Below are 24,112 nucleotides of genomic sequence, written 5' to 3' on the forward strand. Positions count from 1 at the left end.
GCACCTGCAACCCGCCGTGACGCCTGCGCCGCGGCGGCTTCCCGTACCCGAGGATACTTATGAAGTGGCAATTCTGGATTGATCGTGGGGGCACCTTCACCGACATCGTGGCGCGCCGCCCCGATGGTTCGACCACCACCGCGAAGATGCTGTCGGAAAATCCCGAGCAGTACCGCGACGCCGCCGTGGCGGGCATCCGCAAGCTGCTGGGCATCGCGCCCGGGCAGCCGGTACCGACCGAGCAGGTCGAATGCGTGAAGATGGGCACCACCGTGGCCACCAACGCCTTGCTCGAACGCAAGGGCGAACGCACGCTGCTGGTGACTACCCGTGGTTTCCGTGATGGTCTGCGCATCGCTTACCAGAACCGTCCGCGCCTGTTCGACCGCAACGTCGTGCTGCCCGAAATGCTGTACGAAAGCGTGGTCGAGGCCGACGAACGCGTCGCCGCTGACGGCGAAGTGATCCGCGACCTGGACGAAGCCGGCCTGCGCCGCGACATGCAGGCCGCATTCGACAGCGGCATCCGTGCTGTCGCGATCGTGTTCATGCATGCCTGGCATGCCGCCGGACACGAGCAGCGCGCCGCCCGCATCGCCCGCGAGGTGGGCTTTACGCAGGTATCGGCCTCGCACGAGGTCAGCCCGCTGATCAAGTACGTCTCGCGCGGCGACACCACGGTGGTCGACGCCTACCTGTCGCCCATTCTCAAGCGCTACGTGGACCAGGTGGCCGGCGAATTGCCCGGCATCCGCCTGATGTTCATGCAGTCCAGCGGCGGCCTGACCGACGCCCACCGCTTCCGCGGCAAGGACGCGATTCTGTCCGGCCCGGCCGGCGGCATCGTCGGCATGGTCCGCACCAGCGAACAGGCCGGCTTTGACAAGATCATCGGCTTTGACATGGGCGGCACGTCCACCGACGTCTCTCACTACGCGGGCGAATTCGAACGCGAGTTCGAAACCCAGGTGGCCGGCGTGCGTATGCGCGCCCCGATGATGAGCATCCACACCGTGGCAGCCGGCGGCGGCTCGATCCTGCATTTCGACGGCGCGCGCCTGCGCGTCGGCCCGGATTCGGCGGGCGCCAACCCCGGCCCGGCCTGCTACCGCCGCGGCGGTCCGCTGGCCGTGACCGACTGCAACGTGCTGCTCGGCAAGATCCAGCCCGACTTCTTCCCCAAGGTGTTCGGTCCCGAGGCCAACGAGCCGCTGGACCGCGACGCCGTGGCGCAGCGCTTTGCCGCCATGGCCGACGAGGTGCGCGCGGCCACCGGGCGCGACATGTCGCCCGAACAACTGGCCGAAGGCTTCCTGGAAATCGCCGTGGGCAACATGGCCGAGGCCATCAAGCGCATCTCGGTGCAGCGCGGCCACGACGTTACGGAATACGCCCTGACGGTATTCGGCGGCGCGGGCGGGCAGCATGCCTGCCTGGTGGCCGACGCCCTGGGCATGACCACCGTGTTTGCGCATCCGTTGGGCGGGGTGCTGTCCGCTTACGGCATGGGCCTGGCCGACCAGACCGACATGCGCCAGAAGACGGTTGAAAAGGTGCTCGATGCCGACCTGATGCGCGAACTTGCCGGCGAGCTGGACGCGCTGGCCAGTCAGGCCGTGGGCGAACTGCGCCGCCAGCACGTGGCCGACAGCGACATCAGCGTGCAGCGCCGCCTGCACCTGAAGTACCGCGGCACGGATACCGCGCTGGAAGTCGCCTATGGCGACCTGGAGCAGGCCCGCCGCGACTTCGAGGCGGCCTACCGCCAGCGCTATTCCTTCCTGATGCCCAACCGCGAGCTGGTGGTCGAGACCATTTCGGTCGAAGCCACGGGCGGCGGCGAACGCGTCACGGAAACGCCCGCGTCGCGCACCCGCGACAGCGCGCTGGCCGCGCGCCGCACGGTTCGGATGTACAGCGGCGGCGCCTGGCGCGACACGCCCCTGTACGTGCGTGAAGACATGGCGGGCGGCGACGTGGTGGCGGGCCCCGCCATCATTTCCGAGCCCAACCAGACCACGGTCGTCGAACCCGGCTGGCAGGCCGAGCTGACGGCGCAGGATCACTTCGTGATTCGCCGCGTCGAGGCGCGTCCGCAGCGCCGCGCCATCGGCACCCAGGCCGACCCGGTGATGCTGGAGGTCTTCAACAACCTCTTCATGTCGATCGCCGAGCAGATGGGCTACCGCCTCCAGAACACGGCGTACTCGGTCAACATCAAGGAACGCCTGGACTTCTCCTGCGCCATTTTCGACGCCAAGGCACGCCTGATCGCCAACGCGCCGCACATGCCGGTGCACCTGGGGTCCATGGGCGAATCGGTGCGCACGGTCATGAATGCCAACGCTGGCCGCATGCAGCCGGGCGACGCCTACGTGGTCAACGACCCGTACCACGGCGGCACCCACTTGCCGGACGTCACGGTCATCACCCCGGTGTTCGACCGCAAGGGCAGCGATATCCTGTTCTACGTCGGTTCGCGTGGCCACCACGCCGACATCGGCGGCACCACGCCAGGCTCGATGCCGCCGGATTCCAAGACGGTGGAAGACGAAGGCGTGCTGTTCACGAACTTCCAGCTGGTCAAGGGTGGTGAATTCCGCGAACAGGCGGCGCGCGACATCCTGGGCTCGGGCCGCTGGCCGGCGCGCAATCCCGACCAGAACATCGCCGACATGCACGCACAGATCGCCGCCAACGAAAAGGGCGTGCAGGAATTGCTGCGCATGTGCGACCACTTCGGGCTGGACGTGGTGCGGGCCTACATGGGCCACGTGCAGGACAACGCCGAAGAGGCCGTGCGCCGCGTGATTTCGGTGCTCAAGGACGGCAGCTACGAGTACCCGCTGGACAACGGCGCAGTGATCCGGGTGGCCGTGCGGGTGGACAACCAGGCGCGCAGCGCCGTGGTGGACTTCACCGGTACGTCGCCGCAGCTGGACAACAACTTCAACGCCCCGGGCGCCATCGCGGTGGCCGCGGTGCTGTATGTGTTCCGCACCCTGGTCAACGACGACATCCCGCTGAACGACGGTTGCCTCGTGCCGCTGTCGATCATCCTGCCGGAAGGCTCGATGCTGCGTCCGAACCCGCCGGCCTCGGTGGTGGCGGGCAACGTCGAAACGTCCATGTGCATCGTCAACGCGCTGTACGGCGCGCTGGGCGTGCTGGCCTCCAGCCAGGGCACGATGAACAACTTCACCTTCGGCAACGCGCGCCACCAGTACTACGAGACCATCTCGGGCGGTACGGGCGCCGGGCCGGTGAAGATCGACGCCGCGGGTCCGCACGACGAAGGCTTTGCCGGCACGTCCGTGGTGCAGGCCCACATGACCAACTCGCGCCTGACGGACCCCGAAGTGCTGGAGTTCCGTTTTCCGGTGCGGCTGGAATCGTACGAGATCCGCCATGGCTCGGGCGGAGCAGGGCGCTATCGCGGCGGCGACGGCGGCGTGCGCCGCATCCGCTTCCTGGAAGACATGACCGCGGCCATCCTGTCGAACAACCGCCGTTTCGCGCCGTTCGGCCTGGCCGGTGGACAACCCGCCGCCATGGGTCGCAACTACGTCGAGCGGCTGGATGGCTCGATCGAGGAACTGGGTCCGCAGGACAGCGCCCAGTTGCAACCGGGCGACGTGTTCGTGGTGGAAACACCCGGGGGCGGCGGCTACGGCGCCGCCTGATCCCGGACGGTAGCCACCGTCGGCTGCGGACCTTGTCGCCAACGCGATGGGGTCCGCGACAGCCCGATTTCGCTTATGCGGGATCGGGCTTTTTTTTGTCGTCGGGGTCCGTCATGACGTCCAGCGCGATATCGGCGCGCGTCTTGCGGTCGTAGACCCGCAGCGTCACTTCGTCGTCGCGGATCTCGAAAATGGCGGTGGCCAGGGTGTTTTCGTCGTCCGGATCGTCTTTGGCGGTGCGCAGGATGGGCAGGTCGCCGCTGGCGTCGTGCAGCGCCGCCAGCAGCTCGGCGCCGCCGGTGGCCGGCGACCAGCCATCCACAATGCCTTCGATGCGGTTCTGGCGGGTGCGCGAGGAATCCGTGATGATCTGCGCCTGGCCCCGGGTTTCCTGGTGGATCATGTGGTTGGCGTGCCCGTAGCGGGTGCCGATTTCCAGGAACGAGGCGCCGCCCGGCGCGACCTCGGCGCTGAAGATGCGCGGGTCGGCGGCCGACCCCAGTGTATGGTGAAAACCGCCCGAGCGCGGTGCATCGCGCAGCAGCGCGATGGCCTCGTCCAGCGTGGTGCAATCGAGCACCGCCCGCGCCAGCAGCATGCGCGGCACGCCCGGGTGGCGCTGGCGCGTGCGCAGGTTGTTGATGGTCTGCACCAGGCCGGCGCGGTTGGCGGCAAAGGTGTGGCCGGGCAGCGACCCCGGGTAATAGAAGCTGAGGTAACCCGGCGCATCTTCCAGCGCCACGTCCACCAGGTGGCAGCGGCCGTACAGATAGGGGTCGCCGTCTTCGTTGTGGCCGATCCAGCGGGTGCCGTCCGCGGCCTTCAGGGCCACTGACGTGCAGCCGTCGCCGGTGCTGCTGTGCAGCAGGTCGCCGCGGCAATTCCAGAGCAGCACGTCGGCCAGCGGCATGCGCAACCCCTCGGCCAGGCCTTCCAGTTCTTCCCAGATGGCCGGCAGGGCGTCACGCGCGAATTGGCCCAGCTGATCCAGGTAGCGGTGGCCGCGCCAGGGGCGCAGGGCTTCCCAGGTGCCATTCTGTTCCAGATAGGCCGCCATCAGCGGCCGGGCGAGCTTGCCCAGGGCGACGCCGACCTGGCGGCGATTGCCGGCGATGCGTACATATTTGTAGGGCATGGGGATTCTCCGGGTGTCATGCGGATTGTAATTTTTCTAAGCTCTCTGCGGTGGGGACGGATGCGTTAAGATTTGCCGTAAGTTGCTCCGGCGATCCCGGCGTGACCGGCATCATGTCCCAACTACAACCCCGGGTACCAAAGGGTCCCCAAGAGGAGAGTTTCATGATTAAACGCAAAGTCGCCGCCGCCTTGGTCGGCCTGTCCATGGCCATGTTCGGCGCCGCTTCCGGCGCTTACGCCCAAGGCAAGGAATTGGTGGTGGCCACCGATACCGCCTTCGTCCCGTTCGAGTTCAAGCAGGGCAATACCTACGTCGGTTTCGACATCGACCTCTGGGCTGCTGTCGCCAAAGAGCTGAACCTGAAGTACAAGCTCCAGCCGATGGACTTCAACGGCATCATCCCGGGCCTGCAGACCAAGAACATCGACGCCGCGTTGGCCGGTATCACGATCCGCGACGACCGCAAGAAGGTCATCGACTTCTCCGACCCCTACTACGAAAGCGGCCTGGCCATCCTGGTCAGCGACAAGAACAGCGACATCAAGGACGCCAAGTCCCTGGCTGGCAAGACCGTCGCCGTCAAGACCGGCACGGCCACGGTGGACTACCTGAAAGCCCAGGTGCCGGACGCCAAGCTGAAACTGTTCCCCAACATCGATAACGCCTACCTCGAACTGGCCACCGGCCGCGTCGACGCCGCCGTGCACGACACGCCCAACGTCCAGTACTACGCCAACACGGCGGGCAAGGGCCGCGTCAAGGTGGTGGGTTCGCTCAAGAGCGGCGACTTCTACGGCATCGCTTTCCCCAAGGGCAGCGACCTCGTGCCGCAGGTGAACAAGGCGCTGGCCACCCTGAAGGCCAACGGCCAGTACGACGCCATCTACGAGAAGTGGTTCGGCAAGAAGCCCTGATCGTTCAAGCTTGATTGATTCTGCATTCGGGGCCGCCCGGCAGTCTGGGGCCTGGGCGCCACTTCGGTGGCGCCGGGTCCCGGCGGGCGGCCCCGAGCCGTTTGCCGCCCGGCATTTGCTTCATGCCGCGGCGCGGTTGCACGCTATTAAGGGGTAATTGTGGATTTTGACTGGAACGTAGTGACAGAGGCGTTGCCCAACCTGTGGGTGGGCACGCAAATGACCATCAAGATCACCTTCTGGGGCCTGTTCGGCGGCTTCCTGCTGGGCGCGCTATCCGGCGTGACGCGGGCCTACGGGCATCCCATCCTGTCGGGCATTGCGCAGGTGTACGTCGCGGTCATTCGCGGCACGCCGATCGTGGTGCAGGTGATGTTCATCTATTTCGCCTTGCCGCTTCTGGCCAACATCCGGGTGGATGCCGAGTGGGCGGCCATCGTCACGCTCATCATCAATTCCGGCGCCTACATCTCGGAAATCGTGCGCGGCTCGCTGCTGTCCGTGCACAAGGGCTTGAAAGAAGCCGGCCAGGCCATGGGCCTGCCGTTTCACAAGATCCTGTTCCACATCATCGGGCCGGTGGCGTTTCGCCGCATGATTCCGCCGCTGGGCAACCAGTGCATCATCAGCCTGAAGGATTCGTCGCTGTTCATCGTGATCGGCGTCGCGGAACTCACTCGCCAAGGCCAGGAAATCATGGCCGCCAACTTCCGCGCGGTCGAGATCTGGTCCGCGATCGCGATCGTCTATCTGATCCTGACGGGCACGATGGCGCTGGTCCTGCACCTGATTGAAAAGAGGATGCGCATACTATGAGTATGGTTGAATTTCATAACGTCACCAAGAACTTCGGCGAGTCCATGGTGCTCAATGGCATCTCGCTCAATATCGATGCGGGCGAGGTCGTGGTGGTGGTGGGCCCGTCAGGGTCCGGCAAGTCCACCTTCCTGCGCTGCATCAACGTGCTGGAAACCATCAACGACGGCGACCTGCTGGTCGATGGCCTGAGCGTGCTGGGCGATGCCGCGCAAGTGCGCGAGATCCGCCGCGAAGCCGGCATGGTGTTCCAGCAGTTCAATCTGTTCCCGCAGATGACGGCGCTGCAGAACGTCATGTTCGGCCCGGTGCACACGCGCGGCCTGGCGCGCGACGAAGCCCGCGAACTGGCCGAGCAGCTGCTGGCCAAGGTGGGGCTGGCCGAACGCATGAACCACTATCCTGGCGAATTGTCGGGCGGCCAGCAGCAACGCGTGGCCATCGCACGCGCGCTGGCCATCAAGCCCAAGCTGATGCTGTTCGACGAGCCTACCTCGGCGCTTGACCCCGAGCTGCGCCACGAGGTGCTCAAGGTCATGCGCGACCTGGCCGAAGAGGGCATGACCATGGTCGTGGTGACCCACGAAATGGAGTTCGCGCGCAAGGTCGGCAGCCGCCTGATCTTCATCGACGCAGGCAAGATCGCACACGACGGCCCGCCGGCCGAACTGCTGGACAATCCGCCCAGCCAGCGCCTGAAAGACTTCCTTCAGCACGTGGCCTGAAGGGGCAGAAGCGCCAGACCTTGTCTGGCGCTTCTGTTTGTCGCGTCTTGGCTTGCCCCCGGTTCAACGGCCAGGCAAGGCCACCCCTTCATCCGTCGTCATGATGTCGCCGAAGGTGTCCGCCCGCGCGGCTCGGCGCGGGTTGCATCGCCCGCGCCGGTGCGCGTCAGCCTTTCACGCGGACGATCTTCTGCACTTGCGGCACGTGGCGGATGGCGCGGATGACCTGGGCCAGGTGCTTGCGGCTGTCGACCTGGATGGTCAGGTGCAGGGATACCGTGGACACCGCGTCATCGTGCATCGTGACATGCATGATGTTGGCATCGGCTGCGGTGACTTCCGCGGCCAGCCGTCCCAGCACGCCGCGTTCGTTGCGGGTGACGATGTCCAGGCGGGTTGCCAGGTGCTTGGCGGTGTGGGTGTCCCACGCCACGTTGATCCAGCGTTCCGGTTCGCGCAGCCGCTGGCGCATGGCCACCGGGCAGTCGGCGGTATGCACCACCAGGCCGTGGCCCATGCGCATGCCGGCGATGATCGGGTCGCCGGGCAGGGGGCCGCAGCAGGGGGCCAACTGCACCGCCTGGCCTTCGTTGCCCTGGATCAGGATGGGGGCGCTGCGGGCCGAGGTCAGTTCGTCCACCGCGGCGGCGGTGGTGGCCACCAATTGATGCTCGGGCGCAAAACGCCGCGCCACCACGGCGGCCAGGCGCTTGCCCAGGCCGATGTCGGCCAGGATTTCCTCGCGTGAACTGGCGCCGGTGCTGCGCGCCAGTTTCTGCCAGGCCGGATCGTCGGTGGCCGGCAGCGGCATGTGCAGTTCTTGCAGGGCCTGGCCCAGCAGACGCTCGCCGAAGGCCACGGATTCTTCGTACTTGACCGTGCGCAGGTAGTGGCGGATTTCGGAACGCGCGCGGCCCGTGCGCACGTAGTTCAGCCACTGGGCGTTGGGGCGCGATGCGGGCGAGGTGACGATTTCGACGGTGTCGCCGCTGTTCAGCTCGGTGCGCAGCGGCACGAATTCGCCATTGACCTTGGCCGCCACGGCCTGGTTGCCGATGTCGGTATGGATAGCGTAGGCGAAGTCGACCGGCGTCGCGCCACGCGGCAGCGAGATGATCTTGCCGCGCGGGGTGAACACATAGACCGCGTCGGGGAACAGGTCGACCTTGACGTGTTCGAGGAATTCGCCCGAATCGCCCGTCTGGCTTTGAATGTCCAGCAGCGACTGCAACCACTGATGGGTGCGCTTTTGCAGGTCGTTCAGGGTCAGGTCGGCGCCCTTGTACAGCCAGTGCGACGCCACGCCTTCTTCGGCCACGTGATGCATGTCGCGGGTGCGGAACTGGAATTCCACCGGCGTGCCGTAGGGGCCCACCAGCGTCGTGTGCAGCGACTGGTAGCCGTTGACCTTGGGAATCGCGATGTAGTCCTTGAACTTGCCGGGCACCGGGCGATACAGCTGGTGCAGCGTGCCCAGCGCCAGATAGCATTCGGGCAGCGTGTGCACGATGACCCGGAAGCCATAGATGTCGAGCACGTCGGAGAAGGACTTCTTCTGGTCCACCATCTTGCGATAGACGCCGTACAGCGTCTTTTCGCGGCCGGTGACCTCGGCTTCGATGCCGGCGGCCGGCAGCGCGGCACGCACGGAGTCGGCAATCTTGCCGATGACCTCGCGGCGGTTGCCGCGCGCGGCCAGCACGGCCTTGTACAGCACCTGGTAGCGGTTGGGGTACATGGCCGCAAAGCACAGGTCCTGCAGTTCGCGGAACAGCAGGTTCAGGCCCAGCCGATGGGCGATGGGCGCGTAGATGTCCAGCGTTTCGCGGGCGATGCGGCGCCGCTTTTCAGGGTTGACCGCGTCCAGCGTGCGCATGTTGTGCAGGCGGTCGGCCAGCTTGATGAGAATGACGCGCACGTCGCGCGCCATCGCCAGCAGCATCTTGCGGAAACTTTCGGCCTGTTGTTCGGCCTTGGTGGCGAAGTCCAGGCGGTCCAGCTTGGACAGGCCATCGACCAGCTCGGCGACTTCGGGGCCGAATTTTTCGGCCAGCTCGTGCTTGGCGATGCCCTGGTCTTCCATCACGTCGTGCAGCAGGGCAGCGGACAACGCGTTGACGTCGAGCTTCCAGCCTGCGCAGATTTCGGTGACGGCGATGGGGTGCGAGATGTAGGGCGAACCGCTGGCGCGGAATTGGCCCAGGTGTGCCTGGTCGGCGAAGCGATAGGCTTCGCGAACGCGTTCTACATCTTTCTTGTCGAGATAGCTGCCGATGATTTCGGTCAGCGGCGCCAGCGAAGCGACCGGCGAGGCGGTCGCGTCAGCCGCTTCTTGCGCGGCGACGGATGCTGGCGTGGAGGGATTCTTGTCTTTCTTGCCCGTGCGGCGCCCAAGACGGGAGCCGGCACGTAGCGCGGCAAGCAGACCAGATGAAGCGTACTTCAGCCCGGGAAAAGCCATGCTTGCCGCCCCCCGGAGAGTATCAGGTGGGAACTTTACGCAGCATTTCCACGCCGGTTAGGCCGCCTGCGATTTCGCGCAGCGCAGTGACCGTGGGCTTGTCTTTGCTGTCCAGGCGCGGGGCATGGCCTTGCGCCAGCTCGCGGGCGCGGTACGTGGCGGCCAGCGTGAGCTTGAAACGGTTGGGGATCTGATTCAGACAGTCTTCGACGGTAATGCGAGCCATTAGGACACCTGGTGCTGATGGAGGATAGGGAGAATGCGGATTCGTTTCAGTGCGCGGCCGGGATGCCGAGTTGCGCAAACAATTCAGCGTGGCGGGCGGCCTGAGACGAAAAACGTAGCCGCGCGGCGCTGACGATTTGAGTCAGTTCCGACAAGGCTACGCTAAATTCTTGATTAATAATAACATATTCGCATTCAGGCGCGTGGGCGATTTCGCCCCCCGCGGCCATCAGGCGGCGCGCAATGACTTGCGGGGCATCCTGGCCGCGCGCCTTGAGCCGGCTTTCGAGTTCTTCGATGGACGGCGGCAGCACGAAAATGCCGATCGCGGCCGGAAAACGCTGGCGCACCTGGCGCGCGCCTTGCCAGTCGATTTCGAGCAGGACGTCGCGGCCTTCGCGGGTGGCGGCGTCGATGGGATCACGCGGGGTGCCGTAGAAATTGCCATGCACTTCGGCCCATTCCAGCAGGCGCTGTTCTTCGCGCAATTGCTTGAATTCGTCGGCGCCGATGAAGCGGTATTCGCGGCCGTCTTCTTCGCCGGGGCGCGGGGCGCGGGTCGTGCAGGAGACAGACAGGAGAATGGCGGGATCTTGCGAGAGCAAGGCCTTGACCAGGCTGGACTTGCCGGCGCCGCTGGGTGCGACGACCATGAAGACATTTCCGGGGTTGGCGTGCATGAATATGACGTGCGTGTGATGCTGAGACCCGAAGGATAGCAAATCGCGCGGCGCGGCAGGGGGAAAACCCGCCGCGCCGCGCGATTTTGCGTTGAACGCTGGCGATTATCTGTCGATGATTATTTGGCAGCCGCCTGCACCAGTTTTCCGCCCGGCGCGGGCGAGTCGCTGCCCAGCAGGTGGCCGTTGATTTCCAGGCCGTACAGCGAGTCGTCCGAGTCGTGATACTTGGCCCGGGTCTTGGCGACCGATTCGGTGTAGCGCGGGTCCTGCGGGCGTTCGTGGGCGTTCATGAAATACGCCACGTCCCAGGCTTCCTGGTCGTTCAGCATGCCGGCCTGGCCCAGCGGCATGTTGGCCTTGATGAAGCCGGCGGCGTTGCCGATCTGGTGCATGCCTGCACCCCAGTTGAACGAGTCCGGGCCCCACAGCGCCGGGAAGACCCAATGCGAACCGTTCTTCTGGCCCTGGCCCTTGTCGCCATGGCAGACGGCGCAGTACTGCCCGTAGACCTCGCTGCCGCGCACGTAATCGGCCTTCTGGGCCGGCGCAGGCAGTTTCAGGTAGCCCTGGCCCTTGAGCGCCACGCCGGTCGGCGCCTTGCTGGCCAGCCAGAACATATAGGTCTGCAAGGCGGTCAGCACAGGGTCGTCGGCGGCTGGCGCCTTGCCGTTCATGCTGAAGCGAAAGCAGCCTTGCAGGCGCTCGGCCAGCGTGTTGACGTGGCCATTCTTGGCGCGGTAGGCGGGATACAGCACGTAGGCGGCCCACATCGGCGCGGAATCCGCGCGGCGGCCGGCGTCCAGGTGGCAGCTGGCGCAGTTCAGGTCGTTGCCGACGAACTTGGCGGCGTTCTGCGGCGTGTGCAGGAAGATCTGTTCGCCCTGGCGCACGATCTTGCCGAACTCGCTGTCGGGCAGCGAGGCGGCGGTGGGCGGCGAGAAGGCGGGGCGGGCGTCGGTGACGGGACCGGCGGCGTGGGCAGCGGTGGCGGCGAAGCCGGCGGTCAGAGTCAGCGCAGCGAGCCGGGCGGTGGCGCGGCTGAGTCGGCGGGACATCGAATTCATGGCTTGGCTCCCGCGGCGGGGGTGGCTTGCGCGGCAAGCAGGTCGGCCGCCTTGGGCAGGCCGGCGTAATAGGCGGACACGGCGTCGATCTCGGCGTCGGTCAGGCGGGTGGCGACGGCGGGCATCAGGCCCAGCGGGCCGGGCGGACGCTGACCCTGGCGCCAGGCGCGCAACTGGCCGGCGATGTAGGCGGCAGGCTGGCCGGCCAGGCTGGGAAAGTTGGCGCCCACGCCGATGCCGCCGGGGCCATGGCACTGATTGCACGCGGGCACGTTCTTGTCCCAGGCGCCGCGGTTGGCGAGCCAGGCGCCGGTATCGTCGGCCTTGGCGGGCTGTTGTGCAGTGGCGGCCAGGCGGTCGATGTTCAGCGGCGAAGGCAACTGCGCGTAGTACTGCGCCACGGCCTGGCGCTGGGCGGGGTTCAGCGCCTTGGCCGTGGGCGCCATCACCGGGCTGACGCGCGAGCCATTGGCCATGGCGTCGAGCTGCTCGGCCAGGTAGGCGGCGCCCATGCCCGCCAGCTGCGGAAAACCGGCGACGGCATTGCCTTCGCCCTTGGCGCCATGGCAGGTGACACAGGCGGGCGCGCCGTTGGCGCCCTGGGTGCTGATCTGTTGGCCGTCAGGCGCGCTTTGGGCGCTGGCCAAGGCGCTGGCGCCCAGGGCCAGCGCGCCTACCCAGCGGGCGACGGTACAGGATCGCAGAAAGAAGGGCTGCAAATGGATGGGCAGGGGCCGCAATGGCTGGGGCCATGAAGACAGGGGCCGTGAAGGCATGGAGGAGGTCTCCGTCCGGTTATTGATTTTGGGTAATAAGCTAATTTCCAGAAATTATATAAAAGGTTGTGACAGATCAGGGCATCGCATCGTGATTGATGTGGCGCACGCCGTTTCATTTGCTTGCGTGGCAAGGGCGTCCGACAGGGAACGATGGAACGTTCGCTTGCAGCATGGCCAGATTGATTCGGGTAGCATTTCGCCGATCGATAACAAGGAGAATTCCATGCACACGAACGAGATCGACCCCCCGCGCGTAGCCCTGGTCACGGGCGCTGGCACCGGCATAGGCCGCGCGGTGGCGCTGGAGTTTCTGGCGCAGGGTTATCGCGTGGTGTTGGCGGGCCGCCGGCGCGAACCGCTCGAGGCTACCCGCACGGCAGCGGGCGAAGACGGCGTCAGGGCGTTGGTGGTGCCGACCGATGTGTCCGACGAACAGGCGGTGCGCGAGCTGTTCGATGCCACGCAACGCGAATACGGCCGGCTGGACGTGCTGTTCAACAACGCCGGGCGCGGCGCGCCCGCGATGCCGATCGAAGAACTGCCGGTGGCGCTGTGGCGCGAGGTGGTCGACACCAACCTGACCGGCATGTTCCTGTGCGCCCAGGCCGCGATCCGCGTCATGAAGGCGCAGACGCCGCAGGGCGGCCGCATCATCAACAATGGGTCGATCTCGGCGCATGCGCCGCGTCCGTTCTCGATCGCCTACACGGCCACCAAGCACGCGGTGACGGGCCTGACCAAGTCGATTTCGCTCGATTGCCGTCAGTACCACATCGCTTGCGGCCAGATCGACATCGGCAATGCCGCCACCGAGATGACCGAGCGCATGGCGGCGGGCATCCTGCAGGCCGACGGCAGCACGAAGGTCGAGCCGCGCATGGACGTCGCCCACGTCGCCCAGGCCGTCGCCGCCATGGCCCGCCTGCCGCTGGAAGCCAACGTACAGTTCATGACCATCATGGCCACCAACATGCCGTTCGTGGGGCGTGGCTAGGCAGCCGCCTGGCAAGGCAGCAAAAAAAGCGCCCGCTGGGCGCTTTTTTTATCGGCCGCAAGAAAGCCCGCCCCGCCGCCGGGCCGCCCCAAGGGCGGGCAGCCCCCTCGGGGGGCAGCAAGCACGCAAGGCGTGTGCGGCGTGGGGGCCCTTGCTCTGGGGCCTACATTTATCGGCCGGCGACCATCTGGCCTTGGGCCTGGTCGATGTAGCTGCGCGCGCCGACGTAGCGCTTGGACCAGTACGGGTTCTTCATTTCGTCCACGCGGACCTTGGCGCCGCGGCGCGGGGCGTGCACGAACTTGTTCTGGCCGATGTAGATGCCCACGTGCGAGGTGGTGCCGCGGCCGCGGGTGGCGAAGAACACCAGGTCGCCGGGCTTGAGCTGCTGCTTGTTGGACACCATGTCGCCGTGGGTGCGCTGCTGGCGGGCGGTGCGGGGCAGTTCCAGGCCCGCGATTTCGCGGTACACGAACAGCACCAGGCCGCTGCAGTCGAAGCCTTCGGCGGCGTCGTCGCCGCCCCAGCTATACGGCGTGCCGATGGCGGAGAGGCCGGCCTGCACCACGCGTTCGCGCAGGGTGGGCACGGTGGGTTCGTGTGCCAGGCTCAGGCCGGACAACGAGCCGCGGGCGGCATCGGCGGAAGGAAGGGAAGCCTGGGCAGCGCCAGGTAACCAGGAGAACGTCAGGGCCAGCAGGGGGGCGGACAGGAAGGCGGGGATGCGGAACGAGGCAAATCGTGCTTTTCGCGTGGGCGGCGTCATTACGTCACTTCAAAAATCGGAGTAGGCGGCATGGCTTTGCCCAGGGGGCAAGCCGGCGGAAAGGAGGCAGGTGAGCCTAGGGTCTGCCAACGCGAGCACGGTGCTTTTGCGGTGTTGGCAGGCCTTAGGCCCCACTGACTGCCACGGTATTGTAATGGAATAAAGTTTCATTACATTTGTAGTGCAATGCAGCATTCTGGTGGGGCGGCCGTTACGTTGCCCGGTCGGAAAAAGGTAACGGCCAGCCGTCGAAAATATCGGTGACGGGTTGGGGTGACCGAATCGGGCGGACGCAGCCATCGTCGCGCCCGATCCGTGCCTGGCCTGGCTCGTCAGAAACTGCCGCGCAGCCCGACCATCACCGCGCGGCCGCCCTCGGGGGCGACGTCGCGCAGGACAGACGTGGCGTAGCGGATGGTCTGGTTGGTCAGGTTGATGCCGCGAACATAGGCCTGCCACTGGACCGCCGCGACCTTGAAGCGATAGCCGGCGTTGGCATCCAGGCTGTAGTAGCCGGGGGTGGCGGTGTCGTTGTCGGGGCGGCTGTGCTGGGCGAAGGCCTTGGATACGCTGACGCCGGCGTTGTAGGCGCCGTAGCCGTAATCCAGCGCCACGCGCAGGCGCAGCGGCGGAATGCGCGGCAGCGAGCGGCCGGTGTCGTTGTTGCGCGCCACCGTGTAGTCGCCCGACAGGCCCAGGTCCAGCTTGTGGCCATTGCGCTGCAGGACGCGGGTGCTGCTTTCGGCTTCCAGGCCGTACAGGCGGGCGGACACGCCTTGGTAGCGGGCCTCGGGCAGCGCGCCGTCGTCGCCGGCCGCCACCACGTCGCCATCGTCATTGCGATAGCGGCCGGTATTGATTTCAGCGAGGTAGTTGGAGAAGCGGCTGTAGAACACGCCGATGCTGGCCTTGTCGGCATCCTTCTTGTAGCGCAGCGACAGGTCGCCGGACCAGGCGCGTTCCTTGGCCAGGTTCTGGTCGCCCACCAGGTACTGGCCGGTGGCGGCGTGCGGGCCGTTGGCGTACAGCTCGTAGAAGGTCGGGGCCCGTTCGGTGTAGGCGGCATTGGCCGCCACCGACCAGGCGCTGTCCAGCTTGTAGATGCTGCCCAGCGAGAAGCTGCCGGCCGTGAAGCTGCGGCGGCTGGCGCCGTCGAAGCGTTCATAGCCGCCGCCGGCCGGCGTCAGGCGGGCGTAGTCGGCGCGGGCGCCTGCGCTCAGGGTCAGGCGGTCGTTCACGGCCCATTCTTCCAGCAGGAACAGGGCGGCCGAATCGGTGTCGGTGGTGGGCACCAGGGCTTCGTCGCCCAGCGCCGAGAAGCGCGTCTGGCCCAGTTGCAGGCCCACGACGCCGTGCAGCGGGCCGATGTCGGCATGGCGTGCCTCGATGCGGGCCTCGTAGCCGCGGTTCTTGAAGATGGTGCCCGTTTCGCCGTCTTCGATTTCCTTGTGCTGGTAGTCGGTGTAGGCGAAGTTGAGCTTGACGCTGGTGAACAGGCCATCCAGGTCGCGCAGTTCGCTGGCGAAGCCGAAGCGTTCCTGGTGCATCTTGATGCGCACGTCCGGCTCGGCTACCGAGCCGTAGTCGGAGTCGTAGCCGCTGTAGGACAGGCCGGCATAGCCATGTTCGCCGGTCCAGGACATGCCCAGTGCGCCGCCGCTGGCCTGGCCGTCGCTGTTGGGCAGTTTGCCGCGCGGCTGGTCGCGGTCGGGGTCGTCGATGGCGCGTTGCTGCGACGAACGGGCGTAGCCGGGAATGCGCAGGTCGCCCGTCTTGCGGCTGAAGGCGTCGGCGTGGATGGCGAAGGTGCCGTCGCCGCCTTCGACTTGCACGGCGCCATTGCGGTCGTTGTTGGCGCCGCCGTAGCTGCCGGCCACGTCGCCGTGGATGCCGTCGATGGGTTCGGTGGGAATGCGGTTGTCGATCGTGTTGACGACGCCGCCGATGGCGTTGCCGCCGTAGAGCAGGGCGGCCGGGCCGCGCAGGATCTCGACGCGATTGGTCGACAGCGGGTCTTGCGGCACCGCGTGGTCGAACGACAGCGACGAGGCGTCCAGCGATCCGACGCCGTTGTTCAGGAGGCGGATGCGGTCGCCATCCAGGCCGCGGATGATGGGGCGGCCGACCATCGGGCCGTAGGTGGTGGTCGATACGCCGGGCAGGCCATTCAGCGTTTCACCCAGGTTCGAGCCGCGCCGCAGGTCCAGGTCCAGGCCCTGCACGATGGTGGACGGCGAAGCCAGCGCTTCGCTGCCCAGGGGGTTGGCGGTGATGACGACGGGGGACAGCGTGGGGGTGTCGGGGGCGGCCTGAGCGAGGGCGGCCTGGGGCAGGGCGAGCAGGCAGGCAAGGGCGAGCGGGGTCAGGGTCAGCGAGGCGCGGGCGGATGGCGAGCGGGCCGACGATGAAGCGGTGAAGGCGCGCAGGGACAGGCGCGTTCCCGCGGCGGAAGCAGCAAAAGGCATGGTGGCAATCCTGGGTGCCGGCCAAGAGGGCGGCGGCGGTTGAAATCGGGGCTAGGGGATTTCAAGCCGCGGCGGGCGGGGCGCGGGATTGGAACCAGCTGCCGGCGGCCACGGTGGCGCCGCCCGGCGCCGACGGCGTCGGTGCGATGCGGGGCGCCGTGCCGGCGATGAGCGGAAAGGACGCGGGCAAGGTGGCGTCCAGCAAGTCCCAGATGTGGCAGAGGTCGCAGTGGCCGAGCTTGTCGGCCGTGTGCACGTCGTCTGACACCGGGGCGGACGACGGGTTGGAGGCGGCCCCGGCGAGGGATGCCGCCAGGTTGCCGTGCGCTGGCGGCGCGCCGTTGTCCAGGTGCGTGAGCACGTGGCGCAAGCCGCCCAGCGGCGCCAGCAGCAGGCAGGCGCACAGCCACGTCAGCACGGCCCATCGGGTCAGGTGCTGAGGACTGCCTGGGCGGGGGCGATAGGCCGGCGGCATCGGGGAAGGGGGCAACGGAAACGGAAAAAACGGAATGATATATTGTTTCTATTGCGCTGGCGATGCCGGCTGCGGTGACCACGCGCCGAGAAGCGCGCGAATATGACACTTCATGCGGCCTCGGGGTCGTGCATAATCGTCGGCATCGGCCTCTTCCGGCTTGATTGCCGAGAGCGGCCGCTTAAAACAAGATAGATAAGAAAGCGGAGTAAAGCTCAATGATGAACGCAGTACACCCCCTGTCCTCCATGAACCGGCCCGAGGCGATTCCTTTCGCGCCCTACCATGACGCGGTGGCGGCGGTCGACCGGCTGGTGGAAATCTACGCGCGCAACACGGCCTTCCTGCGGTCGGCGTTTCGTGAAGTCCTGAAGGGCTCCGGCAACGGCCGCGAACGGGCCCGCGCGTATTACCCGGCCATCCGCATCCTCGTCGAAACCTACGACCCCATCGATACCCGTCTGTCGTACGGCCACGTGGCCGAACCCGGCATCTACCAGACCACCATCACCCAGCCGGGGCTGTTTCGCGACTACCTGATCGAGCAGGTGGGCCAATTGCTGCAGAACCATCGCGTGGCGGTCGAGGTGGGCGAATCCGATTCCCCGATCCCGCTGCATTTCGCCTTTCCGGAAGGCGCCTATGTCGAAGGCGAGCACCTGGAAGCGCTCAAGCGCCCCTTGCGCGACCTGTTCGACGTGCCCGATCTGGCCGTCACCGACGATGCCATCGTCAACGGTTCGTGGCGCGGCAAGGAAGGCGAACCCAAGCCGCTGGCGCCCTTCACGGCGCAGCGGGTGGACTATTCGCTGCACCGCCTGCAGCACTACACCGCCACGGCGCCGGGCCACTTCCAGAATTTCGTGCTGTTCACCAACTACCAGTTCTACGTCGACGAGTTCTGCGCCCGCGCACGCGCCCTGATGGCCAGCGGCAACGAAGACTACGAGATGCTGGTCGAACCCGGCAACCGCATCACCCGGCGCGGCGAATCGTCTCCGGCCGACGAAGGCCAGGGCCAGCGGCTGCCGCAGATGCCGGCCTACCACCTGGTGCGCGGCGACCATTCCGGTATCACGCTGGTCAATATCGGCGTGGGGCCGTCCAACGCCAAGACCATCACCGACCACATTGCCGTGCTGCGTCCGCATGCCTGGCTGATGCTGGGCCACTGCGCCGGCCTGCGCGATTCGCAGCGCCTGGGCGATTACGTGCTGGCCCACGGTTACGTTCGCGAAGATCACGTGCTGGATGCCGATCTGCCGACCTGGGTGCCGGTGCCTGCCCTGGCCGAGGTGCAAGTGGCGCTGGAACAAGCGGTGGAAGAAGTCGCGGGCCTGTCGGGCTGGGATCTCAAGCGCATCATGCGCACCGGCACGGTAGCCACCATCGACAACCGCAACTGGGAACTGCGCGACCACCTTGAACTGGTCGAGCGCTTCGCGCAGTCGCGCGCCATCGCGCTGGATATGGAATCGGCCACCATCGCGGCCAACGGTTTCCGCTTCCGCGTGCCTTACGGCACGCTGCTGTGCGTGTCCGACAAGCCGCTGCACGGCGAGCTGAAGCTGCCGGGCATGGCCAGCGCGTTCTATCGCCGGCAGGTCAACCAGCATCTGGAAATTGGCATCCGGGCGCTGGAGCGCCTGCGCGACATGCCGCCCGAACGGCTGCATTCGCGCAAACTGCGTACCTTCATGGAGACGGCGTTCCAATAAGGCGCGCTGCCTTTACCAAGGGGAAAAGCGCTTTCCGAGCGGCCCAAAGGCCTTCGGAAGGCGCTTTTCTTTTGTGGGCGGCCGCGGCGGCATTTCCCTGGGGATTTCGCCGACCGGGGGCAGTTGCGCTATGCTCCGCCGTTGCCGGGAAAACCCGCAGCCCCCGCCACCCGGCCGGCGGGGGGTTTTCGCTCTGAAGGAACACAACTTTGGCATTATCGGAACACGACTCGCGCCCGAGTGGCGGCAAGGCGGCGATACCCGCGCCGTCCGAACTGCGCCGCACCTTGTCGTCGCGCCACCTGACGATGATCGCGGTGGGCGGCTCCATCGGCACGGGCCTGTTCGTGGCCTCGGGCGCCACCATCGCGCAAGCCGGCCCCGGCGGCGCGCTGCTGGGCTACGTGCTGATCGGCGTGATGGTCTATTTTCTGATGACCAGCCTGGGCGAACTGGCCGCCAGCATGCCGGTGTCCGGGTCGTTCTCGACCTATGGCGCGCGCTACGTGGAAGAGGGCTTCGGTTTCGCGCTCGGTTGGAACTATTGGTACAACTGGGCGGTTACGGTGGCGGTGGACCTGGTGGCCGCGCAACTGGTGATGGCGTACTGGTTTCCGGACGTGCCCGGGGTGTACTGGAGCGCACTGTTCCTGGCGATCACCTTCGGCCTGAACGCCTTGTCGGCACGCGGCTTCGGTGAAGCGGAATTCTGGTTCGCCCTGATCAAGGTGGTGGCGGTACTGGCCTTCGTGGCAATGGGCGTGATGATGCTGCTGGGCATCATCCGTGGCGGCGAAAGCGGCGGCGTGGCCAACTGGACGGTGGGCGACGCGCCTTTCGCGGGCGGTTTCGCGGCGCTGATCGGCGTGGCCATGGTGGTGGGCTTCTCGTTCCAGGGCACCGAACTCATCGGCATTGCCGCCGGTGAATCGAAAGACCCCGCCAAGAACCTGCCGCGCGCCGTGCGCCAGGTGTTCTGGCGCATTCTGCTGTTCTATGTGGCGGCGATCCTGGTGATCGGCCTGCTCATTCCCTATACCGACCCGCACTTGCTGCGCAATGAAGTCACCGACATCAGCGTCAGCCCGTTTGCCCTGATCTTCGAGCGCGCCGGCCTCTTGGCCGCAGCCTCGATCATGAACGCCGTGGTGCTGACCTCGGTGCTGTCGGCCGGCAATTCCGGCATGTACGCGGCGACCCGCATGCTCTACAGCCTGGCGCGCGACGGCAAGGCGCCGGCCGTGTTCGGCCGTGTGTCGCGCTCGGGCGTGCCGCTGTGGGCGCTGGTGGCCACCACGGTGGTTGCGGCGCTGTGCTTTTTCACGTTCGTGTTCAGCCCCAAGGCCGTCTACATCTGGCTGCTCAATACCTCGGGCATGACCGGCTTCATTGCCTGGCTGGGCATTGCGATCAGCCACTACCGGTTCCGCCGCGGCTACGTCAAGCAGGGCCGCAACCTGGCCGATCTGCCTTATGTGTCGCCGTTCTTCCCGTTCGGCCCGATCTTCGCGTTCGCGCTGTGCTTGATCATCACGCTGGGCCAGAACTACCAGGCTTTCCTTGAGCAGCGCATCGATTGGGGCGGCGTTGCCGCCACGTACATCGGTATTCCGCTGTTCCTGCTGATCTGGCTGGGCTACCGACTGGCCAAGGGATCGCGCTTCGTGAGCTACAAGGACATGACCTTCCCGGACGCCCGGGCGCGCAGCGCGTACCTGGATTCAGCATTGCGGGGAGAGCCGGCGGCGGGCGTACCGGCTTCGGGCGTACCAGCGGCGGGCGACGCGTCTGGCCGCAATGCCTGAATGAATACCGGCCCAGGAAGGGCCGGTGTCTTGTGAAGGGCGCAGGACGCGCCCGGCCGCATGGTTATTCGATGTTCTGCGCCTGCTCGCGCATCTGTTCGATCAGCAGCTTCAGGTCCATGGCGGCGCGGGTGACTTCCATGCTGCCGGCCTTCGAACCCAACGTATTGGCTTCGCGGTTCATTTCCTGGAACAGGAAGTCCAGGCGCTTGCCGGCGCTGCCGGCATTTTTCTTGCCCGTGGCCTTGCCGCTGCCGTCGGTGAGCAGGTGGCGCAGTTCTTCCAGGTGCGAGCGCAGGCGCGACAGTTCTTCGGCGACGTCGATGCGCAGGGCGAACAGGTTGGCTTCCTGGGACAGGCGTTCGGACAGTTCGGCGCCCGTGATGTGGGTGAAGCCGCCGGGGAAGGCGGATTCGACGCTTTCGCGCAGCTTGGACGCGAGCTTGTCGCGGTGGTCGGCCAGCAATTGGGGCAGGTGGTGCTGGACCAGTTCGACGATGTTCGCGACGCCGTCGGCGCATTCGCGCATCATGCCGGCCAGGCGTTCGCCTTCGCGGGCGCGGCCGTCCTGCAACTGGGTCAGGGCTTCCTGGGCGGCCTGCAGGCAGGCGGCGCCCCAGACTTGCGGGTCGAGCGCGTCGTTGGTGCGCTGGCCGGGCCAGTTGAACAGTTCGACCAGGCGCGGCGCGGCGATGTCGGGCAGCACGCGGCGTGCGGCTTGCAGCTGTTCGGCCAGGGTCTCGAGCCAGGCGGGTTCGAGCTTGGACAGGTCGGTGCTGACGTTACGCGTATAAGACACCCGGATCTCGACCTTGCCGCGCGCCAGTTGGGCGGTCAGCAGTTCGCGCAGCGGCGTCTCGACGTGGCGCAGCTCGTCGGGCAGGCGGAAATAAAGGTCCAGGAAACGGCTGTTGACGCTGCGCAGTTCCAGCGCCAGCGTGCCTTGTTCCAGGTCTGCCCGGGCGTTGCCGAAGGCGGTCATGCTGCGGATCATGGTGTGAGTTTCCTTTTGCTGTTTTGGGGCCGGGCCGCGCCGGTTCCGCCGGCCCGCCGGGGCGGGGGCGGGTATATGCAGCCCGTATATCGCGGCAGGATACTCCAAACGCGCACGCCGCTGGGGCCGGCAGGGCCTGCGGTGACACGCTGCCCGTACAATGCCGCCAATCGAATCTGACTGGAGTCTTGCCCCATGACCACTGCCCCTGCCATCGCCCGCCCGTCGGGCCGCGCCGTCGACGAACTGCGGCCGTTCAGCCTGGAGCGCGGCTTCACGCGCTACGCCGAGGGCTCGGTGCTGGTCAAGGCCGGCAACACCCATGTGCTGTGCACGGCCAGCGTGCTGGAAAAGGTGCCGCCTTTCCTGAAGGGCAAGGGCGAAGGCTGGGTGACGGCCGAATACGGCATGCTGCCGCGCGCCACGCACACGCGCGGCGATCGTGAAGCCGCACGCGGCAAGCAAAGCGGCCGCACCCAGGAAATCCAGCGCCTGATCGGGCGCAGCCTGCGCGCGGTGTTCGACATGCGCGCGCTGGGCGAACGCACGCTGCACCTGGATTGCGACGTCTTGCAGGCCGACGGCGGCACGCGCTGCGCCAGCATCACGGGCGCCTGGGTGGCGGCGGCTGATGCCGTGGCGTTGCTGATGCAGCGCGGCGACCTGGCCGTGAACCCGATCCGTGACGCGGTAGCCGCCGTGTCGGTGGGCCTGGTGGATGGCCGCGCGGTGCTGGACCTGGACTACCAGGAAGACTCGGCCTGCGACGCGGACGTGAACGTCATCATGACGGGCAGCGGCGCGTTCGTCGAAGTGCAGGGCACGGGCGAAGGCGCCACGTTCACGCGCGCCGAGCTGGACGCCATGCTGGCGCTGGCCGAAGGCGGCATCGCCGGGCTGGTGCGCGAACAGCGCGCGGCGCTGGGCGGCTGATGCACGAAGCGGGATGGTGCCCGGGTGGGCGGCCATCCCGTTGAAATATCCGGCGGGTGCCGGCCCGGCATGCCGCCTTCACGACCGGGGCCAGGTTTGCGGTTACGGCAGCAGCGCGCCGATCCGTTCCGCTTTTTCCAGATTCCAGATCGCGCCGATCAGGCCGCGCAGTTCCGCGTCGGTCGCGGCATCGGCGTAACGGCCCAGGCTGAGCGTCTTGGCCTCGATTTCATCGCGCGACAGGGTATTGCCCGGATCGCCCTTGGGTTCGTCGACGCGGCCATGCAGGGTGCGGCCGTCGCGGGTGTGGACGGTGACCTTGCCGATCCAGCGCTGCGGGTAGGCGGCGTCGACCTCGGGGTCCAGTTCCATCGTGACGCGGGCGCGGAAGGCGGCGACCGCGGGGTCGTCCAGCGCGGCGTCGAATTCCGGCAGGCCGGCGCGGCCCTTGCGGGCGATCAGGCCCAACACCGTTCCCATTGAAAACTTGGATTGATGCACCGTGCGTGGGTCGACCACGGGCCCCAGCACGTCGATGGCGCCCTGGTGGACGTGCGCGACCACGCGGTCGATGGCGTCTTCGGTCAGGGGGTTGTCGCGCAGCACCTGTTGCAGGGCGTCGGCTGCCGGATGCGTGTGGCGGCACGAGGCGTGGAACTTGAACGAGGTTTCGGCTAGGGCCCAGCGCGTGCCCAGGCCGTCGGTCAGGCGCGTGGGGTCGGCGTCGCGGGACATGCCGGCGGCCATGCCCTGCGGGCCTTCCAGGATGTGGCGCGCGCCGGTGAAGCCTTCGCGGGCCAGGTAGGCGGCGGCAATGCCGTTGGCGGCGGCGCGGGCGGTGTGCAGTTGCTTGGAATCGGCCGCGTCGCGCAGGAATTCCCACAGGCCGGCGGCCTGGGTGCCGGCCGAGCCCAGCGCATGCAGCATAGCCTCGGGCGACAGGCCCAGCAGGCGGCCGGTGGTGGCCGCGGCGGCCAGGGTGCCGGCGGTGCCGGTGGTGTGGAAGATCTTGTAGTGGGAACGGCCCAGGAATTCACCGACCCGGATGCCGACTTCGTAGCCGGCGACGGCGGCCACCAGCAGGTCGCGGCCCGAGCTGCCCAGCGCCTGGGCCACGGCCAGCGCGGGCGGGAACACCACGGCGGCCGGGTGGAACACCGAGCCGTTATGCACGTCGTCCTGCTCGACCACGTGAGCGGCCGCGGCGTTGACCATGGCGGCGAACACGGGCGAGGTGCGGCGCCGGTTGATCAGGATTTCGCTGGGGCCGTCGGCCGGCCCCATGGCGGCGGCATAGCGGTCCATGGCCAGCACCGGACGGGCAGACGCGCCGGCCAGGATCGAGGCCAGGCAGTCCAGCAGCAGGTCTTCGGCGCGGCGCAGCACCGGGGCGGGAATGTCTTCGAAGCGCAGGTTGGCGGCGAAGGCGGCGAGTTCGGCGCTGAGGTGGGGGGTGTCTTTGGCGGCGGTCATG

At 67.0% G+C, this 24,112-nt stretch carries 19 protein-coding genes; 8 read left to right on the forward strand and 11 right to left on the reverse strand.

The genetic code is table 11. The features are described 5' to 3' along the window. Positions 1–59 precede the first annotated feature (59 nt). Positions 60–3,683 (forward strand): hydantoinase B/oxoprolinase family protein, encoded by a 3,624-nt coding sequence (locus U858_RS0107100; protein WP_025136475.1) that lies wholly within the window; start codon positions 60–62, stop codon positions 3,681–3,683. Positions 3,684–3,756: 73 nt separating this feature from the next. On the opposite strand, the gene U858_RS0107105 is transcribed toward U858_RS0107100, so the two are convergent. Then, complete coding sequence (locus tag U858_RS0107105; RefSeq protein WP_025136476.1) at positions 3,757–4,818, reverse strand: C45 family peptidase; 1,062 nt, start codon at positions 4,816–4,818, stop codon at positions 3,757–3,759. Between the two features lie 164 nt (positions 4,819–4,982). Between U858_RS0107105 and glnH the strand changes: the two genes are divergently transcribed. From glnH to glnQ, 3 genes are all read left to right on the forward strand, one after another. Continuing rightward, the gene (gene glnH, locus U858_RS0107110; RefSeq protein ID WP_025136477.1) at positions 4,983–5,735 is read left to right on the forward strand and encodes a glutamine ABC transporter substrate-binding protein GlnH; all 753 of its coding nucleotides are present in this window, start codon (positions 4,983–4,985) and stop codon (positions 5,733–5,735) included. A gap of 159 nt (positions 5,736–5,894) precedes the next feature. Then, positions 5,895–6,551, forward strand: coding sequence for a glutamine ABC transporter permease GlnP (gene glnP, locus U858_RS0107115; RefSeq protein ID WP_025136478.1), 657 nt, complete (start codon positions 5,895–5,897; stop codon positions 6,549–6,551). Further along, entirely contained in the window at positions 6,548–7,276 is a 729-nt protein-coding gene (gene glnQ / locus U858_RS0107120) for a glutamine ABC transporter ATP-binding protein GlnQ (RefSeq protein ID WP_025136479.1), read from the forward strand. Before glnP ends, glnQ begins: the two co-directional genes overlap by 4 nt. A gap of 166 nt (positions 7,277–7,442) precedes the next feature. On the opposite strand, the gene U858_RS0107125 is transcribed toward glnQ, so the two are convergent. The 5 genes from U858_RS0107125 to U858_RS0107145 all read right to left on the reverse strand — a co-directional run bounded on the left by U858_RS0107125 (position 7,443) and on the right by U858_RS0107145 (position 12,428). Beyond that, complete coding sequence (locus U858_RS0107125; RefSeq protein ID WP_025136480.1) at positions 7,443–9,737, reverse strand: bifunctional (p)ppGpp synthetase/guanosine-3',5'-bis(diphosphate) 3'-pyrophosphohydrolase; 2,295 nt, start codon at positions 9,735–9,737, stop codon at positions 7,443–7,445. A 22-nt stretch (positions 9,738–9,759) separates the two neighbouring features. Then, a complete protein-coding gene (gene rpoZ / locus U858_RS0107130) occupies positions 9,760–9,963 on the reverse strand; it encodes a DNA-directed RNA polymerase subunit omega (protein ID WP_006219679.1) in 204 nt (67 codons plus the stop codon). Positions 9,964–10,009: 46 nt separating this feature from the next. Beyond that, on the reverse strand, positions 10,010–10,642 hold the full coding sequence (gmk, locus tag U858_RS0107135; protein WP_025136481.1) for a guanylate kinase: 633 nt from the start codon (positions 10,640–10,642) through the stop codon (positions 10,010–10,012). 119 nt (positions 10,643–10,761) lie between these two features. Further along, complete coding sequence (locus U858_RS0107140) at positions 10,762–11,700, reverse strand: c-type cytochrome (protein ID WP_369797645.1); 939 nt, start codon at positions 11,698–11,700, stop codon at positions 10,762–10,764. A 5-nt stretch (positions 11,701–11,705) separates the two neighbouring features. After that, the gene (locus tag U858_RS0107145; protein WP_025136483.1) at positions 11,706–12,428 is read right to left on the reverse strand and encodes a c-type cytochrome; all 723 of its coding nucleotides are present in this window, start codon (positions 12,426–12,428) and stop codon (positions 11,706–11,708) included. A gap of 283 nt (positions 12,429–12,711) precedes the next feature. Here U858_RS0107145 and U858_RS0107150 point away from each other — a divergent pair, with 283 nt between their 5' ends. Next, positions 12,712–13,482, forward strand: coding sequence for an SDR family oxidoreductase (locus tag U858_RS0107150; RefSeq protein WP_025136484.1), 771 nt, complete (start codon positions 12,712–12,714; stop codon positions 13,480–13,482). Between the two features lie 169 nt (positions 13,483–13,651). On the opposite strand, the gene U858_RS0107155 is transcribed toward U858_RS0107150, so the two are convergent. From U858_RS0107155 to U858_RS0107165, 3 genes are all read right to left on the reverse strand, one after another. Continuing rightward, positions 13,652–14,248 carry a C40 family peptidase gene (locus U858_RS0107155; protein WP_025136485.1) on the reverse strand — a complete coding sequence of 199 codons (597 nt, stop codon included), beginning with the start codon at positions 14,246–14,248 and terminating at the stop codon, positions 13,652–13,654. A gap of 332 nt (positions 14,249–14,580) precedes the next feature. Further along, entirely contained in the window at positions 14,581–16,713 is a 2,133-nt protein-coding gene (locus U858_RS0107160; protein WP_025136486.1) for a TonB-dependent receptor, read from the reverse strand. 61 nt (positions 16,714–16,774) lie between these two features. Next, the gene (locus U858_RS0107165; protein WP_232786504.1) at positions 16,775–17,131 is read right to left on the reverse strand and encodes a hypothetical protein; all 357 of its coding nucleotides are present in this window, start codon (positions 17,129–17,131) and stop codon (positions 16,775–16,777) included. A 305-nt stretch (positions 17,132–17,436) separates the two neighbouring features. On the opposite strand from U858_RS0107165, the gene U858_RS0107170 reads away from it, so the two are divergent. Further along, complete coding sequence (locus U858_RS0107170) at positions 17,437–18,906, forward strand: AMP nucleosidase (protein ID WP_369797646.1); 1,470 nt, start codon at positions 17,437–17,439, stop codon at positions 18,904–18,906. A 209-nt stretch (positions 18,907–19,115) separates the two neighbouring features. Beyond that, positions 19,116–20,711, forward strand: coding sequence for an amino acid permease (locus tag U858_RS0107175; protein WP_025136489.1), 1,596 nt, complete (start codon positions 19,116–19,118; stop codon positions 20,709–20,711). Between the two features lie 64 nt (positions 20,712–20,775). Here U858_RS0107175 and U858_RS0107180 read toward each other — a convergent pair whose 3' ends face one another. Then, entirely contained in the window at positions 20,776–21,705 is a 930-nt protein-coding gene (locus U858_RS0107180; protein ID WP_025136490.1) for a YicC/YloC family endoribonuclease, read from the reverse strand. Between the two features lie 195 nt (positions 21,706–21,900). On the opposite strand from U858_RS0107180, the gene rph reads away from it, so the two are divergent. Beyond that, positions 21,901–22,638 carry a ribonuclease PH gene (rph, locus tag U858_RS0107185; RefSeq protein WP_025136491.1) on the forward strand — a complete coding sequence of 246 codons (738 nt, stop codon included), beginning with the start codon at positions 21,901–21,903 and terminating at the stop codon, positions 22,636–22,638. A gap of 102 nt (positions 22,639–22,740) precedes the next feature. On the opposite strand, the gene U858_RS0107190 is transcribed toward rph, so the two are convergent. Further along, positions 22,741–24,111: an MmgE/PrpD family protein gene (locus U858_RS0107190; protein ID WP_025136492.1), complete on the reverse strand. Its 1,371-nt coding sequence runs from the start codon at positions 24,109–24,111 to the stop codon at positions 22,741–22,743. Between the last annotated feature and the right edge of the window lies 1 nt (position 24,112).

Origin of the sequence: Achromobacter sp. DH1f (genome assembly GCF_000633435.1) — a bacterium.
GTDB classification, from domain to species: Bacteria; Pseudomonadota; Gammaproteobacteria; order Burkholderiales; family Burkholderiaceae_B; genus Achromobacter; species Achromobacter deleyi.

Excerpts from the sequence above, each read along its gene's own strand:
- U858_RS0107100 (WP_025136475.1), top strand. The coding sequence starts at position 60 with ATGAAGTGGCAATTCTGGATTGATCGTGGGGGCACCTTCACCGACATC.
- U858_RS0107105 (WP_025136476.1), bottom strand. The coding sequence starts at position 4,818 with ATGCCCTACAAATATGTACGCATCGCCGGCAATCGCCGCCAGGTCGGC.
- glnH (WP_025136477.1), top strand. The coding sequence starts at position 4,983 with ATGATTAAACGCAAAGTCGCCGCCGCCTTGGTCGGCCTGTCCATGGCC.
- glnQ (WP_025136479.1), top strand. The coding sequence starts at position 6,548 with ATGAGTATGGTTGAATTTCATAACGTCACCAAGAACTTCGGCGAGTCC.
- U858_RS0107125 (WP_025136480.1), bottom strand. The coding sequence starts at position 9,737 with ATGGCTTTTCCCGGGCTGAAGTACGCTTCATCTGGTCTGCTTGCCGCG.
- rpoZ (WP_006219679.1), bottom strand. The coding sequence starts at position 9,963 with ATGGCTCGCATTACCGTCGAAGACTGTCTGAATCAGATCCCCAACCGT.
- gmk (WP_025136481.1), bottom strand. The coding sequence starts at position 10,642 with ATGCACGCCAACCCCGGAAATGTCTTCATGGTCGTCGCACCCAGCGGC.
- U858_RS0107140 (WP_369797645.1), bottom strand. The coding sequence starts at position 11,700 with ATGTCCCGCCGACTCAGCCGCGCCACCGCCCGGCTCGCTGCGCTGACT.
- U858_RS0107150 (WP_025136484.1), top strand. The coding sequence starts at position 12,712 with ATGCACACGAACGAGATCGACCCCCCGCGCGTAGCCCTGGTCACGGGC.
- U858_RS0107155 (WP_025136485.1), bottom strand. The coding sequence starts at position 14,248 with ATGACGCCGCCCACGCGAAAAGCACGATTTGCCTCGTTCCGCATCCCC.
- U858_RS0107160 (WP_025136486.1), bottom strand. The coding sequence starts at position 16,713 with ATGCCTTTTGCTGCTTCCGCCGCGGGAACGCGCCTGTCCCTGCGCGCC.
- U858_RS0107170 (WP_369797646.1), top strand. The coding sequence starts at position 17,437 with ATGAACCGGCCCGAGGCGATTCCTTTCGCGCCCTACCATGACGCGGTG.
- U858_RS0107180 (WP_025136490.1), bottom strand. The coding sequence starts at position 21,705 with ATGATCCGCAGCATGACCGCCTTCGGCAACGCCCGGGCAGACCTGGAA.
- rph (WP_025136491.1), top strand. The coding sequence starts at position 21,901 with ATGACCACTGCCCCTGCCATCGCCCGCCCGTCGGGCCGCGCCGTCGAC.
- U858_RS0107190 (WP_025136492.1), bottom strand. The coding sequence starts at position 24,111 with ATGACCGCCGCCAAAGACACCCCCCACCTCAGCGCCGAACTCGCCGCC.